We start from the raw sequence: 17,059 nt of genomic DNA on the forward strand, positions 1-17,059 counted from the left end.
TTGCATCAGTGCACAGCCCATGGGCCGCGATAGAAAAAACAATGCCACCCGCAGGTGGCATTGGTCTCAAACCAGACTGTCTGGCCGATCAGGCATAGACAGGGAAACGGCGGCAGATGTCCAGCACCTTCTCGCGAACAGTGGCCAGCACGGCGTCGTTGTCGTGGTTGTCCAGCACGTCGCAGATCCAGTTGGTCAGCTCGATGGACTCGGCTTCCTTGAAACCACGGCGGGTGATGGCCGGGGTACCGATCCGCACACCCGAGGTGACGAAGGGGGAACGCGGGTCGTTCGGCACCGAGTTCTTGTTGACAGTGATGTTGGCCTTGCCAAGGGCGGCATCGGCTTCTTTACCGGTCAGCTCGCGGCCGATCAGGTCAACCAGCATGAGATGGTTGTCGGTACCGCCGGAGACGATCTTGTAGCCGCGCTCCATGAAGGTCGCAGCCATGGCCTTGGCGTTTTTCACGACCTGGGCCTGATAGGTCTTGAACCCTGGCTCCAGCGCTTCCTTGAAGGCCACGGCCTTGCCGGCGATGACGTGCATCAGCGGGCCACCCTGACCACCCGGGAAGACGGCGGAGTTCAGCTTCTTGTAGAGATCTTCGTCATCAGCGGCGGAGAGGATCAGACCACCACGGGGACCGGCCAGGGTCTTGTGGGTGGTGGAGGTGACCACGTGGGCGTGGGGCACCGGGTTCGGGTAGACGCCTGCGGCAATCAGACCGGCCACGTGAGCCATGTCGACGAACAGGTAAGCACCGATCTTGTCGGCGATTTCGCGCATGCGGGCCCAGTCGACAATGCCGGAGTAGGCGGAGAAGCCACCGATCATCATCTTCGGCTTGTGCTCGACGGCCAGGCGCTCCATCTCGTCATAGTCGATCTTGCCGGACTCATCGATGCCGTAGGGGATGATGTTGTACAGCTTGCCGGAGAAGTTGACGGGGGAGCCGTGGGTCAGGTGACCACCGTGGGCCAGGTTCATGCCCAGCACTGTGTCGCCCGGCTGCAGCAGGGCCATGTAGACGGCGCTGTTGGCCTGGGAGCCGGAGTGCGGCTGCACGTTGGCATAGGTGGCACCAAACAGTTCCTTGGCGCGCTCGATGGCCAGGGTTTCGACCACGTCGACGTACTCGCAACCGCCGTAGTAACGCTTGGCCGGATAGCCTTCAGCGTACTTGTTGGTCAACTGGGAGCCTTGGGCTTCCATGACGCGGGGGCTGGTGTAGTTCTCAGACGCGATCAGCTCGATATGTTCTTCCTGACGACGGGTTTCGTCTGTGATGGCCTGCCACAGCTCTGGATCATAGCCGGCGATGGTCATGTCACGTTTCAACATCCGTTTATCTCCTGAAAATCGTTTGCGCGATAGGTGAAGTGGGCCCGCGCATTGTAACGTGAGCTGGATCAAAGAGACAGTCCAACCACCCAAAAACTTGTTTATAAAATGTAAAATACGTCGCAATTTTCGAAGCCGGACGCCCCTCTTCCCCCTTGCCTCTCGCGGGCCCCATGCGCCCTGCGCCGGCTCAGCCCCTCCTCAGGCGCCCGATGCTCCTGCCTGGCTCACCCTCCGAGTCTTCCCCAGTGAAGGGCAAAAACCAGAGCCAGATCATGGATATAGCATTTACTAACAGATAACATCTTTAGACAGCACAGCGGTTGCGAAGCCTGGCGAGCGGCCATGGGCTGGCAACGGCAGGGCCCTTTGGCGCACAGGGTCATACCAGAGCCCTGCATTTGCCTCTCTCACCACAAGGGGGAACTCCACCATGGATCATCTGATGCTGTTTGTGATTGTCGCTGTCTTTGCCATCTTCTATTGGGTCTACTACACCGGCAGTCGCAAGGGCGCCTGCACCACCAGCTGGGAGGCGCTGCCCACCCGGACGCAGTACCTGGCGGCCCACCCCGAGGCCGTCGATGGCGATATCATCTTCTGCATCCATTGCGGCCACCATCAGCAGCTCGAGGTGGGGGTGGTGCACCAGGCCGACTACCGGCGCCAGCACATCTGCCCCCGCTGCAAGCAGGCGCTCTATAGAGACGAGGAGCAGGAAGAAAGCGGCGGAGAAACCGTCGGCAGCAGGCCAGGCTGAGGATCATGCCGGGGCCGACAGCTGCCTCTCCTGCCACGCCTTGAGTGTCGCCACCGCCGCATCGAACTCCCCGGCCAGCCCCGCTGGATCACCCTCCCCCGCCTCCAGGGTGGCGCACTGCGCGGCAAAGTCATCCAGCCCGAGTGCCAGGGCACTGCCCTTGAGCTTGTGGGCCATCCCCTTGCGCTCCTCCCCCTCGCACCGCACCAGCGCGGCCACCAGGGCCGCCCCCTGGGATTCAAACAATCCGATGAGCTGACGGATGCGCTGGCTGCCGAGCAAGGCCAGATCCGCGTCCAGCACTGGGTTGGCGGCCTGGGGGGCGGGCGGGCTGACGGCGCCCTCCCTCGCGCCCGGCGGGGCCTGCGTTGTCTCTCCCTGGAACTGCCGGTCTATGGCGCTGGCCAGCGCCGCCAGGCGCACCGGTTTGCCGACAAAGTCCGCAAAGCCCGCCTCCAGGCAGAGACGGATATCTTCGGGATACATCTGGGCCGAGATGGCGATGGCAGGCAGGGGGCGCTCATGCACCTCCTCGCTGATGGCGGCCAGATCCTCGCGTAGGGTCAGGCCATCCATGTCCGGCAGATTGATGTCGAGCAGCGCCAGATCGAAACCCCGCTCTGTCACCCGCGCCAGGGCCGAGCGCCCGTCTTCCGCCAGGGTGACACTGTGGCCTAGGCGCACCAGCATGCCCTGCGCCACCAGTCGGTTGATCTCGTTGTCCTCCACCAGCAGGATGTCGCGAGGCTGGCCGAGATGCAGCGGCTGGGCCGTGGCCGGCAACTGGGCGGCCGAGCGTTGCAGGGGCAGGCTGAAGCTGAAGCGGCAACCCTCCCCGGGCCGGCTGGCGAGGCACAGCTCGCCCCCCATGGCGGCCACCAGCTTGCGGCTGATGGCAAGCCCGAGCCCTGTGCCCCCCTGGTGCCCCATGTCCCGCTTGCGCTGGCGGAACGCCTCGAACACCGCCTCCTGCTCATGCTCCGGAATGCCGGGGCCGGTATCGCTCACCACGAACAGGATGCAGGGCTCGGCGCAGGGGCCACCGCATGGGAGGGGGCTCACCTCGAGGCAGATCCGCCCCCTGGCGGTGAACTTGACCGCGTTGCCCAAGAGGTTCCCGAGCACCTGGCGCAGCTTGCCCAGATCCCCTTCCACCACGGGGGGCAAAGTGGGGGCGTATTCCAGCACCAGGGCCACTCCTCTGGCCTCTGCCTTGGGCCTGAACAGAGCGCTCAGCTCATCCACCAGCTGATGCAGCGGGAAGGGTTCCCGGCGCGCCTCCAGGTGGCCCGCCTCAATCTTGGAGTAGTCGAGGATGTCGTTGAGGATCTCCAGCAGGGATTCGCCGCTGTGCTCTATGGCGGCCAGATAGCGCCGCTGGGTCTCGCTGAGATGGGTATCCTCCAGCAGGGTCAGGCCCCCCAGAATGCCGTTCATGGGGGTGCGAATTTCGTGACTCATGGTGGCGAGGAAGACCGACTTGGCCCTATTGGCCTGCTCCGCCTCGGCGCGGGCCAGGCGCTGGTTCTCCACCTCTTCGTTGAGGCGCAGGTTGGCATGGCTGAGCTGGCGGGTGCGCTCCACCACCCGTGACTCCAGCTCCCGCTGGTAGCGACCCAGCTCGACCGCGTTGTCACGAAACACCTGCAGGGCACGCCCCAGCTCCGCCAGCTCGTCACTACCCGCCCCGACGATCGGGTCCAGGGGGGCCAGATCCCCTCGCGCCAACCGGCTCATCCCCGCCACCGCGTGTTGCAGCGGCCAGACGATGCGGCCGTAGACCATGCGCCACATCAACAGCATCAGCAGCACCAGGGTGAGCAAGCCTATCCCCATCAGGGCCTGCTCCAGCAGCTTGAGACGCTGGCTCAGGGCCTGCTGACTCTCCCCCAGGGAGTCGCGGGCACGGTTGACCAGGTCATCCACCTGCTGGTTGAGGCTGCTCATCAAGGCCTCATTGGCGCTGGCCAGCACCCGCAGCGCCTCCCCCTTGCCGAGCCAGTCGCTGCGCAGCTGCACCAGCTTGTCGCTCTGCGCCAGCACGGTCAGCGCCTGCTCCACCCCCTGGCGGCGCGCCGGGTCCGTCACAGCCCCTGCGCGCAGCTGCAAGATCGCCAGCTCCCGCTGCCCATCCCGCAACAGCGCCTGCAAGCGATCCTGCCGCTCGCCACGCCAGATCCCCTCGATCCGCTGCTGCTGCATCAGGGTCCTGTGACGCAGCTCAGTCATCTGCTCCAGCCAGTCGAGATCCTGCTCCAGCAACCTGTCTATCGCCGCGGCGGCGGCGCGCCCCTGCAAGGGGTAGAGGGAGCCGAGTCCCGCCACCATCACGGTTTCGGCATTCTCCATCTGGCTGCGGGCAAGCTCAGCCACCTCGCCGGCCGCGGCCACCAGGCGAGCGCGCAGGGCGTCACCCTGCGCCATCAGGGTCAGGCGCTCCCCCACCAGCCAGCCCTGCTGCCCCAGGTTCCCTATGATGGCCTGGCTCAGGGGATGGATCTGCTCCTGCACCTGCCTCTCCCCCTCACCGCCGAGCTGGGCCAGCAGGCGCTGCATCTGCTGCCCCTGCAGGGTGAGCAAGCGCCCCTGATGCTCCCGTTCCGCCTCGCTGGTCGCCGTGGCCAGCAGATGGGAGGCGCTCTGGATCTCGCCGCTCAGGCGCGCCAGGGTACGGGCCCGCTCCTGATCGGCCAGGGTCTGCTGCACCCCCTGCTCCAGCTGGCGCAGGTGGGTGAGCCCAATCCACCCGAGCAGGGAGGCGCTCAGGGTCAGCAGCGCCATCAGGGAGAAGGCCAGCAGCAGCCTGCCCCCCAGGCCGGAAAAGATTCTCACGCTCAGCACCTTGGTTGTGGTCGGCTTTGACCGGATAATGTGGGCCCACACTTTAACAAAACCCCGGGTCATGCGAAGCGTCTATCTCTCCCTGTTGCTCATGCTGCTCCCTGGCCCCCTGCTCGCCTTCGAGGTGGATCACTGGCCCGGTGGCGATTTCAGCGGCCAGCCGGTGCGCCAGCAGTGGCCGGAACCCGCTGCCGCAACCAAACCCCTGACCCTGTGCGCCCTCTATCCCCATCTGCGGGACGCCTACTGGCTGTCGGTCAATCAGGGCATGGTGGAAGAGGCGACACGGCTGGGGGTCAGCTTGCGGATCCACGAGGCGGGAGGCTACGGTGCCCTGGCCGAGCAGCGCCAGCAGTTGCAGCAGTGCCTGAGGGAGGGGAGCGACGCCATCCTGCTCGGCGCCGTGAGTCATGAGGGACTGAGGGAGGCAATCACCGCCAGCCCGCTGCCGGTCTTCGGCCTGGTCAACGATCTGCCCGCTGGCCTGGTGCAGGCCAAGGTGGGCGTCTCCTGGTATCAGATGGGCTGGCAGATGGGGCACTGGCTGGCACTGCGTCACCCGGCGGGCAGCCAACCCGTCTCGGTGGCCCTGTTCCCGGGCCCCAAGAGCAGCGGTGGCAACAACGTGGTCGAGCCCGGCTTTGGCGATGCCATCCGGGGGAGCGCCATCAAGCTGGTGACCACCGCCCGCGGCGACAACAGCCGCGAGATCCAGCGCACCCTGGTGCAGCAGACCCTGGCCCGCCACCCGGACCTCGACTATCTGGTGGGGGGGGCTATTGCCGCCGAAGTGGCGGTCAACGAGCTGGCGCAGCGCCATCTCGACAGGCCCCAAGTGCTGAGTACCTACTTCAGTCATGGGGTGCAGCGCGGCCTGCTGCGAGGCAAGATGCTGGCGGCCAACAGCGATCAGATGCGGCTGCAGGGCCGCCTCGCCGTGGCCCAGGCCGTCTGCCTGCTACAGCATCCCGAGGCGGGCGAGCAGCAGTGCCCGCGAGTGATGGGGCCACCCATTCTGACCCTGGATGGGCCCCTGGCCGACACCGGCGACTCCCTCTCCGATGGGGCTTTTCGCCCCGTCTACCGGGTCGGGGCCGCCCCCGCAGACCATTAGCCCCGCCAGCTGACTCAGGGGGCCAGCTCGCCGGCAAACAGATAGCCTTCCCCGTGGACGGTGACAAAGAGCTGGGGATCCCGGGGATCCAGCTCCATCTTGCCCCGCAGCCGCCGGATCAGCACGTCTATGGTGCGATCGCTCGGGCCATCGCCACGGTGGCTGATGAGGGTCAGGATCCGCTCCCGGCTCAGCACCCGCCCGGGGTGGGCGACGAAGGCCACCAGCACCTCGTATTCGGCCTTGGTCAGGCGCACCGCCACCCCGTCCTTGCTGAGCTGGCGGCGGGGAATATCAAAGCGCCAGGGGCCGAAATAGACAGCGTCGTCGAGGGGCTCGGCGACCCGGGTGGCAGGCGCCGCCAACGAGATCCGCCACAGCAGGTTCTTGACCCGCACCAGCAACTCCCGCAGCTCGAACGGCTTGGTGACATAGTCATCGGCCCCCATCTCCAGGCCGACTATCCGGTCCACCGCATCGCTGCGGCCGGTGACCAGAATGATCCCGACAGTGCTGCGCGCCCTCAGCTCGCGGGTCAGCAGCAGGCCATCCTCCCCCGGCAGGTTGATGTCCAGCATCACCAGATCCACCTCCTGCTGTGCCAGCACGGCCCGCATCTCCTGGCCATTTTCCACCGCCGTCACCCGATAGCCCTCCCGCTCGAAATAGCCGGTCAGCTTCTCGCGGGTAACCGCATCATCTTCAACAACCAGAATGTGGTAGCTCATGGGCAGGGTTCACGAAGGTCGACAAGGGAGGATTATTCTATTCACATTTTGTCATAAATACCCCTATTTCGTTAATTTGTGGCGGCAACCCTGTTCACAGCCTCTCCCTATCATGGCCCTCATCAAAAAGTCATGATGATGAGAGACAGCTATGAAAAAACTGTGGCACTTCCTGCGCACACCCAGCCGCCGCTGGTCGGTGCTGGCGCTGGTTCTGGCCGGCGTCGGGGTCACCCTGGCCGGTACCGTCGGCCTGCATTACGGCTTCGAGAAGACCAGCAGCCTCGAGTTCTGCATCTCCTGCCACTCCATGAAGGACACCGTCTATCCGGAGTACAAGGAGTCCATCCACTTCAAGAATGCCTCCGGCGTCCAGGCTGTCTGCACCGACTGTCACCAGCCGAAGGACTTTGTCGGCAAGGTGGCCCGCAAGATGGAGGCGGCCAATGACCTCTATCAGGAGTACATAGGCCACAGCATCGACACCCAGGAGAAGTTCGAGGACAGGCGCCTGCACCTGGCCGAGAAGGTGTGGGCCCGGATGAGCAGCCAGAACTCCAAGACCTGCAAGTCCTGCCACAGCTACGACAACATGGATCACGCCAAGCAATCCCCCGCCGCCGCCCTGGCCATGAAGGATGCCGCAGCTAAGAACATGAACTGCATCGAGTGCCACAAGGGCATAGCCCACGAGCTGCCCAACATGGCGGGGGGCTTCAGGGCCACCTACGCCACCCTGGCCAGCGAAGCCCAGCAGGCGCCGACCGGCGACACCCTCTACACCCTGGGTGAAAAAGACCTCTATGCCAGCGAGCAGAGCACGGATCCCGTCGGCAAGCTGCTGCCCGCCTCCCGCATCGACGTCATTGCCCGCAGCGGCGATCGCCTCAAGGTGACCATAGAGGGCTGGCGCGAGCGCGAAGGCAAGGGGCGGGTGCTGAGCGAATACATGGGCAAGCGGGTCTTCGTGGCCACAGTCCGTGACGAGCTGAAAGCGAACGAGAAAGTCCTCAAGCAGGAGACCGACAGCGCCACCCATATCCAGTGGGAGCAGGTGCAGGTGCAGGCCTGGGTCGATGGCAAGGGGCTCGAGCCCTCCCTCAAGCCCATCTGGGATTACGCCGGCGAGATGTACAAGTCCACCTGCAACTCCTGCCACGGCGCGCCGGACCCAGCTCACTTCACCGCCAACGGCTGGATCTCGGGGCTCAAGGCGATGTCTGCCTACTACCGCCTCAGCAAGGAAGAGGAGCGCACCCTGCTCAAGTACCTGCAAAACCATGCCGCCGACACCGGCGGTCAGGGCAGCCACTAAGTCCGGATTCGAAAGAGGAATAACAAGATGATCAACATTTCCCGTCGTGGTTTTCTGGGTGGCTTGCTGGCCAGTGGTGTCTCTGCCCTGATCGGCCCCTCCCTGCTCGGTCGCGCCGTGATGGCCGCCGAGTCCGGCGACAAGCTGGTGCAGTCCGGCTCCCACTGGGGCGCCTTCCGTGCCCGGGTCGTCGATGGCCGCTGGGTCGAGACCCTGCCGTTCGAGCATGACAAACACCCCACAGAGATGCTCAAGGCCTTGAGTGAAGTGGTCTACAACCCCTCCCGCATCCGCTACCCCATGGTGCGGCTGGACTGGCTGCGCAAGGGCCACCAGTCCGATACCAGCGAGCGCGGCCAGAACCGCTTCGTGCGGGTGACCTGGTCCCAGGCGCTGGACTTCTTCTATCACGAGCTGGAGCGGGTGCAGAAAACCCATGGCCCGAGCGCCCTCTATGCCGGTCACTCCGGCTGGCAGTCGGTGGGCAAGCTGCACTCCGCCGGCGCCATGCTGGGGCGCGCCATGAACCTGCACGGCACCTATCTGGCCAAGGCAGGTGACTATTCCACCGGCGCCGCCCAGGTGATCCTGCCCCACGTGGCGGGGGCCATGGAGGTGTATGAGCAGCAGACCTCCTGGCCGCTGGTGCTGGAGCACAGCAAGACCATAGTCATCTGGGGCTCTGACCCCATCAAGAACTTGCAGGTGGGCTGGCTGGTGCCGGATCACAGCGTCTACGACTACTGGGCAGAGCTCAAAGAGAAGGTGGCCAAGGGCGAGATCCGGGTCATCAGTGTCGATCCGGTCAAATCCAAGACCCAGAAGTACCTCAATTGCGATCAGATAACCCTGAATCCGCAGACCGATGTGCCGCTGATGCTGGGCATAGCCCACACCCTCTACAGCGAGAAGCGTCACGACGAGGCCTTCCTCAAGAACTACACCACAGGTTTTGACAAGTTCCTGCCCTACCTGCTGGGCACCAGCGACGGTCAGGTGAAAGATGCCGAGTGGGCAGCCGCCATCTGTGGCGTCCCTGCCGAGACCATACGCGAGCTGGCCCGCGCCATGAGCAGTGGCCGCACCCAGCTCATCGGTGGCTGGTGCGTGCAGCGCATGCACCACGGCGAACAGTACGCCTGGATGCTGGTGGTACTGGCCTCGATGATTGGCCAGATCGGCCTGCCGGGGGGCGGTTACGGCTTTGGCTGGCACTACAACGGCGCAGGCACCATCACCTCCAGCGGCCCCATCATGTCCGGTTTCAGCTCTGTCATTCCCGGGGTCAAGCCGCTCCATGACGGCGACTGGAAGGGCTACTCCAAATACATTCCGGTGGCCCGTTTCGTCGACTGCATCCTCAATCCGGGCAAACAGATCGCCTTCAACGGCCAGACCATCACCTACCCCCACATGAAGATGGCGGTGTTCTGCGGCAACAACCCCTTCCACCACCAGCAGGATCGCAACAAGATGGTGGCGGCCTGGCGCAAGCTGGAAACCGTGGTCAGCATCGATCACCAGTGGACTGCCAGCTGCCGCTTTGCCGACATAGTGCTGCCTGCCACCACCACCTATGAGCGGGACGACATCGAGCAGTGGGGCTCCCACTCCAACGCCGGCATTCTGGCCATGTACAAGGTGGTGGAGCCGCTGTTCGAGGCGCGCGATGACTACGACATCTTCGCCGATCTCTGCCGTCGCTTCGGTCGCGAGGCCGAGTTTACCGGCGGCAAGAGCAAGCTGGAGTGGATCCAGAGCATCTATGACGACGCCCGCCTGCAGGGTCGCGGCATCGGCATCCGTCTGCCCCGTTTCAGCCAGTTCTGGCACGGCGAAGGCTTCGTCAGCTTCCCGGCTGGCCAACCCTGGGTGCGCCACGCTTCGTTCCGTCAGGAGCCGGATCTGGAACCCCTCGGTACCCCCTCTGGCCTTATCGAGATCTACTCCAAGACCATAGCCGACTACGGCTATGGGGATTGCCCGGGCCACCCGGTCTGGATCGAACCCTATGAGCGCTCCCACGGCGGGCCGGGTAGCAAGCAGTATCCTCTGCACCTGCAATCCTGCCACCCGGACAAGCGGCTGCACAGCCAGCTCTGCTCCTCCGATAATTACCGCGCCACTTACACTGTGCAGGGTCGCGAGCCCGTCTACATGAATCCCCAGGATGCCAACTCCCGCGGCCTCAAGGACGGGGATCTGGTGCGGGTGTTCAACGGTCGTGGTCAGGTACTGGCCGGTCTGGTGGTGAGCGAGGACTACGCCCCCGGCGTCGTCAGGATCCAGGAGGGGGCCTGGTATGGCCCGCAAGAGGGCGGCAAGGTCGGCACCCTTTGTACCTATGGAGATCCCAACGTACTGACCGCCGACATCGGCTCCTCCAGCCTGGCGCAGGCCACCACGGCCCACACAGCACTGGTGGAGATCGAGAAGTTCAGTGGGCAGGCGCCCGCCGTCACCGCCTTCGGCGCACCTGAGTCGGCCAAGGGCATAGACCCCATGTTCCCGGCACTCTGACCCAGGGGGGACGAAAGCGCCCCCTTGAGTTTCCTTTATTTTTAAAGTCGTTAGAATCGGGAGCCATCAAGGCTCCCGATTGCCATCCACGGAGGAAAAATGCAGGAATTTATGGCTACCAGCGAACGCCGGGCCCAACTCTACTGGTGGTTCTCCACCCTGTTTGCCGCCGAACTCAGTGATGAGCAGATCGCCGAATATGACACCTATGACGTGCGAAGCTTCCTGAAAAGCCTCTCCACTCTGGATCCCATGCGCGAGGCAGTGGCCGAGCTCAACGACGCCATCGCCCGCCTGCTGGTGCGCACCGATCGCCAGCTCGAACTGGCGGCCGATTTTGCCGGCCTCTTCCTGGTCGATCCCAAGCAGGGGGCCCTGCCCTACGAGTCCCTCTACCGGGGCGATGCCAAGCTGCTGATGCAGGCCCCCATGGCCGAGATGCAGGCCCGCCTCGATCGCCTCGGCATCAATGTCAGCGACAAGTACAAGGAGCCCGCCGATCACCTGGCCATAGAGCTGGATCTGATGGGCAACCTTATCATACACGCGGCGGAAGCGACCACGGCCGCCCAGCGGGAGAGCTGGCTCGGGGAGCAGGAAGCCTTGCTGCACGAACATCTGCTGGCCTGGTTCCCGCGCTTCGAGGCCGCCTGCCGCGCCGCCGACCAGTTTGGCTTCTACGGCGCCAGCGCCCGGCTGCTGGGGGTCTTCCTCACCATGGATGCCAACTACCTCAGCCTGGTCAAGCCGGCGCAGTCCGCCGACTAAGCCTCGCATGAAAACAGCCCTGCTTCTTATTGCATGCTGGCTGCTGGCCCTGATCCCGCTGGATCAGGGCCTGACCCCCCTCGCCGTCCTGCTGTTTCACCCGGACAGGGAACTGTACGGCGCCGCCCAGCTCACCGGCTTTGCCGGCATTCTGCTCACCCTCTACCTCGCTAATCTCGGCGTTGAGGTGGTGCTGCGCCGCCGCTTCCAGATAGCGGGCATGCTGACCCTGCTGGTGGCCTGGATAGACTTCATCAACAGCAGCGGCAGCGAGTCGCACTTCCTGCTGCTCTACCTGCTGGCCCTGCCGTTCCACCTGCTCGGCTGGCTGGTATTGGTGCGCGGCATTCAGGCATTCGGCCGCCAGAAAGGCTGACATCCCGTTGATTTAGCATCACTCCCAGACTTTTTCTCCCTCTTGAAACTTCCTGCCATACTGACACAGTCGTCTAAATGACAAAGAAATCAATTCAGGAGCCTCCATGGAAAAAGTGCTACCCGAATCGGTTCAGACACTGCATTTGTCAGGCCCGTTATCCCTTCATGAATGGCAACAACTGTTCGAGCTGGCACCCTTTGGGATAGGGGTCTTCGATCGTGACTTCAGGTGCCGTGGCGTCAACGGTATCTTCACCGAGCTGAGCGGTCTGGCCCAGGGGGATCACCTCGGCAAGACGCTGTTCGACATCACGCCGGCCCAGGCCCCCATGCTGCTCCCTCGGCTCAAGCAATTGCTCCATGGCGCCCCCCGGGCAGAGCTGGATCTGGGCTGCATTCATGTCTCCCGTCCCGGCGGGCCGAGGCGCTGGCAGATGAGCTGCAGCCCCCTGATGGATGCCGCTGGGATCTTCAATGGCATCTTCCTCATCGCCCGCGATCTCACCCAGGATCCCCGCGCCTACCTGGGCGTGACTCGCTTCACCGGGGAGATCCAGGAGGCCAGCAGCCAGCACGCACAGCGGCTCTACCAGGCGGAAGCCAGGCTCCACCACCTCTCCTATCACGACCCCCTCACCGATCTTGGCAACCGCAACCTGTTGCAGGAGCGGCTCGAACTGGAGATAGAGACGGCCCGCCTGAACAAGCAGGCCCTCGCCCTGCTGTTCATCGATCTCGACGGCTTCAAGCTGATCAACGACAACCTGGGACACAGCGCCGGGGATCTGCTGCTCAAGCTGCTGGCACAGCGCATCCGCCACAGTCTGCGCCCGGGGGATCTCGCCACCCGGCTAGGCGCAGACGAGTTCCTGGTGCTGCTTCCCGACATCCGGCAGCCCCAGGATCTGGTGGGGCTGATCGAGCGGCTGCAACACAGGCTCCACGATCCGGCCGACATAGGGCAGGAGCGGGTGAGGCTCTCGGCCAGCATAGGCGTCGCCCTCTACCCGGAACATGGCCTGACCCCGGACAGCCTCATCAGTGCGGCGGACAATGCCATGCATGAGGCCAAGCGCCGGGGCCGCAACGGCTATCTGTTCTACTCTCCCGACATGATGACCCAGATGAGGGAGCGGATGGCCCTGGAGCAGGGGCTGATCAAAGCCATGGAGCAGCAGCAGTTCCGCCTGCTGTACCAGCCCATGACGGATCTCGCCAATGACAGCCTCAGCGGCCTCGAGGCCCTGGTGCGCTGGCAGCACCCGAGCGAGGGTATGATTTCTCCCGCCCGCTTCATTCCGGTGGCCGAGGAGTGCGGTCTGATTGAGCAGTTGGGGGAATGGGTGATGCGCACCGCTTGCCAGCAGGGACAGCGGTGGCTGGCGGAGGGGTTCGCCGTGCCCAGGTTGTCCGTCAATGTGTCGGTCAGGGAGATGCGCTCCCCCGACTACGTGGACAGGGTCACCGCCATCCTGGCGCAGACCGGCTTCCCGGCAGAGCGGCTGGAGATAGAGGTCACCGAGAGCATCATCCAGAGCGTGGATCAGAGCCTGAGTCTCTTTACCCGCCTCAAGGCGCTGGGAGTGCAGATCGCCATCGACGACTTTGGCACCGGCTTCTCCTCCCTGAGCCTGCTCAAAAGCCTGCCCATAGACCGCATCAAGATAGACAGGGCCTTCGTGCAGGCGCTGCCCGACGACAAGCACAGCCGGGAGCTGTGCCGCACCATAGTCAGCCTGGCCGACAGCCTCGGCATGGCGGTCACGGCGGAAGGCATAGAGACCCAGCCCCAGCGCCAGTTCTTGCAGTCTCTGCGCTGCGAGGAGGGCCAGGGCTACCTGTTCAGCCACCCCCTGTCAGAACCCCACATGACCTCCATGCTCGCCCCCCAGCGCTGACAACGGCCGCCTCAAGGGATCCAATGAAGAAGGGAGCACCAGGCTCCCTTCTCTTTATTCCTTTCAGCTTGCTCCCGTCAGGGCCTGTTCACAGGCGCCCCTCCTCCTCTCGTCGCTATCCAAAAGTCTAATTGCCCTCCCGTGCCAAAGGTATAAGTTGTTACTCAATCATTACAAAAATGTATTCACAGGAGTGAGAGATGAGCGAGAGCAAGGTCTATCCGGTCAAGGCCCACATAGGTAGCGACGCCCTGCTGGACAAGGAAGGTTATGAAGCCATGTACCAGGCGTCGGTACAGAACCCGGACGCCTTCTGGGGGGAGCAGGGCAAGATCCTCGACTGGATGACCCCCTACACCCGTGTCAAGAACACCTCCTACGATCCGGGCCACGTCTCCATCAAATGGTACGAGGATGGCCTGCTCAACGTCTCGGCCAACTGCCTGGATCGCCATCTCGCCGAGCGGGGTGACAAGGTCGCCATCATCTGGGAAGGGGACAACCCGGCCGAGGATCGCAAGCTGACCTATCGCGAGCTCCACGGCGAGGTGTGCAAGTTTGCCAACGTGCTCAAAGCCCAAGGGGTCAAGCGCGGCGACATGGTCTGCCTCTACATGCCCATGGTGCCGGAGGCGGCCATCGCCATGCTGGCCTGTACCCGCATCGGCGCCGTGCACAGCATCGTCTTCGGCGGCTTCTCGCCGGAGGCCCTCTCGGGTCGCATCATAGACTCGGGCTCCTCCATCGTCATCACAGCCGACGAGGGCCTGCGCGGCGGCCGCCCCATCCCCCTCAAGAAGAACGTGGATGAGGCGCTCACCCACCCGGATACCCGGGTCAACAAGGTGATCGTCCTCAAACGCACCGGCGGCAAGGTCGCCTGGCATGACCACAGGGACATCTGGTGGCACGACGCCGTCGCCGCTGCCAGCCCGGATTGCCCGCCCGAAGCCATGGGCGCCGAGGATCCCCTGTTCGTGCTCTACACCTCGGGCTCCACCGGCAAGCCCAAGGGAGTGCTGCACACCACGGGCGGCTACCTGGTCTACGCCGCCCTCACCTTCAAGTACGTGTTCGACTATCACGAAGAGGACATCTACTGGTGTACCGCCGACGTGGGCTGGGTCACGGGTCACTCCTACCTGGTCTACGGGCCGCTCGCCAACGGCGCCACCACCCTCATGTTCGAAGGGGTGCCCAACTACCCGGCCACCAACCGCATGAGCCAGGTGGTGGACAAGCACCAGGTCAGCATCCTCTATACCGCCCCCACCGCCATCCGCGCCCTGATGGCCAAGGGCAAGGAGGCCATCGAAGGCACCTCCCGTGCCAGCCTGCGCATCATGGGCTCTGTGGGAGAACCCATCAACCCGGAAGCCTGGGAGTGGTACTACCGCACCATAGGCGACGAGCGCTGCCCCATAGTCGACACCTGGTGGCAGACCGAGACCGGCGGCATCCTCATCAGCCCGCTGCCCGGCGTCACCGATCTCAAGCCAGGCTCGGCCACCCGTCCCTTCTTCGGGGTGCAGCCGGCGCTGGTGGACAACATGGGCGAGCCGCTGGAGGGGGCCACCGAGGGCAACCTGGTGATCACCGACTCCTGGCCAGGTCAGATGCGCACCGTGTTCGGCGATCACGAGCGCTTCGAGCAGACCTACTTCTCCACCTTCCCGGGTCGCTACTTCACCGGCGACGGCGCCCGTCGCGACCAGGATGGTTACTACTGGATCACGGGGCGAGTGGATGATGTACTGAACGTCTCGGGCCACCGCATGGGCACAGCCGAAATTGAATCGGCGCTGGTCTCCCATCCCAAAATTGCCGAAGCGGCTGTGGTGGGGGTGCCCCACGAGATCAAGGGCCAGGGCATCTACGCCTATGTCACCCTGATCGCCGGGGAGGAGCCGAGCCGCGAGCTGCATAAAGAGGTGAAGGAGTGGGTCCGCAAGGAAATTGGCGCCATCGCCACCCCGGACGTGATCCACTGGGCCGAGGGCCTGCCCAAGACCCGTTCCGGCAAGATCATGCGCCGGATACTGCGCAAGATCGCCACCGGCGAGACCGACAGCCTGGGGGATATCTCCACCCTGGCGGATCCGGGCGTCGTGGACAAACTTATCCGCGAGAAGTCGGAAGCGGCCTGATCCCCTTAGTTTGCTGATCGACAAAGCCGGCCTTGTGCCGGCTTTGTCGTGTCTGGAAAGCCTGAAGAGGCGGGCGTTGCGGCAGAGCGGCTCCGCGCACCAACATGCTCAATAAATGGCCAGATGTAGAGATTAGACCAGTAAAATGCTGCTAATTTTCACGAAATCAATATAATTGCGAAATCTGTGTGCCAGGGCACACCGAATTGTGCAGAAAGTGGCTAGATTTTTGGTGGTCCACAGATAGCTGATAGATAGCAGCATAATCATCGAGGATGTACTCAATATGTCGCAACATCACCGAATTCTCCTGCTCAACGGTCCCAACCTGAATCTGCTGGGCAAGCGGGAGCCGGGAATCTACGGCAGCAAGACGCTCGATGAGATCGTCGCCGATCTGAGCCAGTACGCCAACGAACTCGGTGTCACCCTGGAACACCTGCAATCCAATGCCGAACATGAGTTGGTCGGCCGCATCCATCAGGCCATGGGCCAGGTGGATTTTATCATCATCAACCCGGCCGCCTTCACCCACACCAGCGTCGCCCTGCGCGATGCCCTGCTGGGCGTTGCCATCCCCTTTATCGAGGTTCACCTGTCAAACGTTCATGCCAGGGAACCCTTCCGTCATCACTCCTATCTGTCTGATGTCGCCAAGGGGGTCATTTGTGGGCTGGGTGCCGATGGCTACCAATTCGCTTTAACCGCGGCCGTGCATCAATTGCGCGCGGCTTGATAATCACTGATCAGATAAAGAAGAAAGAGAATGCTAATGGATATCCGCAAAATCAAGAAGCTGATTGAACTGGTTGAAGAGTCCGGCATCGCCGAGCTGGAAATCTCCGAAGGGGAAGAGTCCGTTCGCATCAGCCGTAATTTCTCCGGCCAGGTTAGCGTTGCCCCGCAGATGATGATGCAGCCGGCACAGGTTCAACAAGCCGCCGCTCCGGTCGCTGCTGCCGCACAGGCCGCTGCCCCTGCTGCCGATGCCGCCCCGAGTGGCCATCTGATGCGCTCCCCCATGGTGGGCTCCTTCTACCGCTCCTCCAGCCCGGAAGCCAAGCCGTTCGTGGAAGTCGGTCAGCACGTCAATGTCGGCGATACCCTGTGCATCGTCGAAGCCATGAAAATGATGAACCAAATCGAGTCTGACAAGGCCGGTGTGATCAAAGCGATCCTGGTTGAAAATGGTCAGGCCGTCGAATTTGACGAGCCGCTGTTCATCATCGAATAAGGGAAGACGCCACC

12 protein-coding genes and 2 pseudogenes are annotated in these 17,059 nt (G+C 63.6%); 11 read left to right on the plus strand and 3 right to left on the minus strand.

Features of this window, described 5'->3' with window-relative positions:
• Positions 1–88: 88 nt before the first annotated feature.
• Positions 89–1,342 carry a serine hydroxymethyltransferase gene (glyA, locus tag Aeroheme_RS15935; protein ID WP_106887638.1) on the minus strand — a complete coding sequence of 418 codons (1,254 nt, stop codon included), beginning with the start codon at positions 1,340–1,342 and terminating at the stop codon, positions 89–91.
• A 433-nt stretch (positions 1,343–1,775) separates the two neighbouring features.
• Between glyA and Aeroheme_RS15940 the strand changes: the two genes are divergently transcribed.
• A complete protein-coding gene (locus Aeroheme_RS15940) occupies positions 1,776–2,102 on the plus strand; it encodes a hypothetical protein (RefSeq protein WP_139746384.1) in 327 nt (108 codons plus the stop codon).
• Positions 2,103–2,105: 3 nt separating this feature from the next.
• On the opposite strand, the gene torS is transcribed toward Aeroheme_RS15940, so the two are convergent.
• Complete coding sequence (torS, locus tag Aeroheme_RS15945; RefSeq protein ID WP_411166177.1) at positions 2,106–4,934, minus strand: TMAO reductase system sensor histidine kinase/response regulator TorS; 2,829 nt, start codon at positions 4,932–4,934, stop codon at positions 2,106–2,108.
• A 70-nt stretch (positions 4,935–5,004) separates the two neighbouring features.
• On the opposite strand from torS, the gene torT reads away from it, so the two are divergent.
• On the plus strand, positions 5,005–6,057 hold the full coding sequence (gene torT, locus Aeroheme_RS15950) for a TMAO reductase system periplasmic protein TorT (protein WP_411166178.1): 1,053 nt from the start codon (positions 5,005–5,007) through the stop codon (positions 6,055–6,057).
• Between the two features lie 14 nt (positions 6,058–6,071).
• Here the strand turns inward: torT and torR are convergent, their stop codons facing one another.
• Positions 6,072–6,785, minus strand: a complete 714-nt coding sequence (gene torR / locus Aeroheme_RS15955; RefSeq protein WP_411166179.1) for a two-component system response regulator TorR — start codon at positions 6,783–6,785, stop codon at positions 6,072–6,074.
• Positions 6,786–6,936: 151 nt separating this feature from the next.
• Between torR and torC the strand changes: the two genes are divergently transcribed.
• The 9 genes and pseudogenes from torC (at position 6,937) to accB (ending at position 17,045) form a co-directional block, all read left to right on the plus strand.
• Positions 6,937–8,100, plus strand: coding sequence for a pentaheme c-type cytochrome TorC (torC, locus tag Aeroheme_RS15960; protein WP_106887642.1), 1,164 nt, complete (start codon positions 6,937–6,939; stop codon positions 8,098–8,100).
• 27 nt (positions 8,101–8,127) lie between these two features.
• On the plus strand, positions 8,128–10,620 hold the full coding sequence (gene torA / locus Aeroheme_RS15965) for a trimethylamine-N-oxide reductase TorA (protein WP_411166180.1): 2,493 nt from the start codon (positions 8,128–8,130) through the stop codon (positions 10,618–10,620).
• A gap of 99 nt (positions 10,621–10,719) precedes the next feature.
• Positions 10,720–11,388 carry a molecular chaperone TorD gene (torD, locus tag Aeroheme_RS15970; RefSeq protein ID WP_163154286.1) on the plus strand — a complete coding sequence of 223 codons (669 nt, stop codon included), beginning with the start codon at positions 10,720–10,722 and terminating at the stop codon, positions 11,386–11,388.
• 7 nt (positions 11,389–11,395) lie between these two features.
• Positions 11,396–11,764, plus strand: coding sequence for a hypothetical protein (locus Aeroheme_RS15975; RefSeq protein WP_106887645.1), 369 nt, complete (start codon positions 11,396–11,398; stop codon positions 11,762–11,764).
• 106 nt (positions 11,765–11,870) lie between these two features.
• Positions 11,871–12,263 (plus strand): annotated as a pseudogene (locus tag Aeroheme_RS15980) (PAS domain-containing protein); the annotation flags it as partial.
• A 93-nt stretch (positions 12,264–12,356) separates the two neighbouring features.
• Positions 12,357–13,664 (plus strand): annotated as a pseudogene (locus Aeroheme_RS15985) (putative bifunctional diguanylate cyclase/phosphodiesterase); the annotation flags it as partial.
• Between the two features lie 200 nt (positions 13,665–13,864).
• Positions 13,865–15,811: an acetate--CoA ligase gene (acs, locus tag Aeroheme_RS15990; protein WP_411166181.1), complete on the plus strand. Its 1,947-nt coding sequence runs from the start codon at positions 13,865–13,867 to the stop codon at positions 15,809–15,811.
• Positions 15,812–16,097: 286 nt separating this feature from the next.
• Positions 16,098–16,547: a type II 3-dehydroquinate dehydratase gene (gene aroQ, locus Aeroheme_RS15995; protein ID WP_005326561.1), complete on the plus strand. Its 450-nt coding sequence runs from the start codon at positions 16,098–16,100 to the stop codon at positions 16,545–16,547.
• 36 nt (positions 16,548–16,583) lie between these two features.
• On the plus strand, positions 16,584–17,045 hold the full coding sequence (gene accB, locus Aeroheme_RS16000; protein ID WP_025326015.1) for an acetyl-CoA carboxylase biotin carboxyl carrier protein: 462 nt from the start codon (positions 16,584–16,586) through the stop codon (positions 17,043–17,045).
• Positions 17,046–17,059: the final 14 nt, after the last annotated feature.

This window comes from Aeromonas sp. DSM 116730 (genome assembly GCF_046581335.1).
GTDB classification, from domain to species: Bacteria; Pseudomonadota; Gammaproteobacteria; order Enterobacterales; family Aeromonadaceae; genus Aeromonas; species Aeromonas rivipollensis.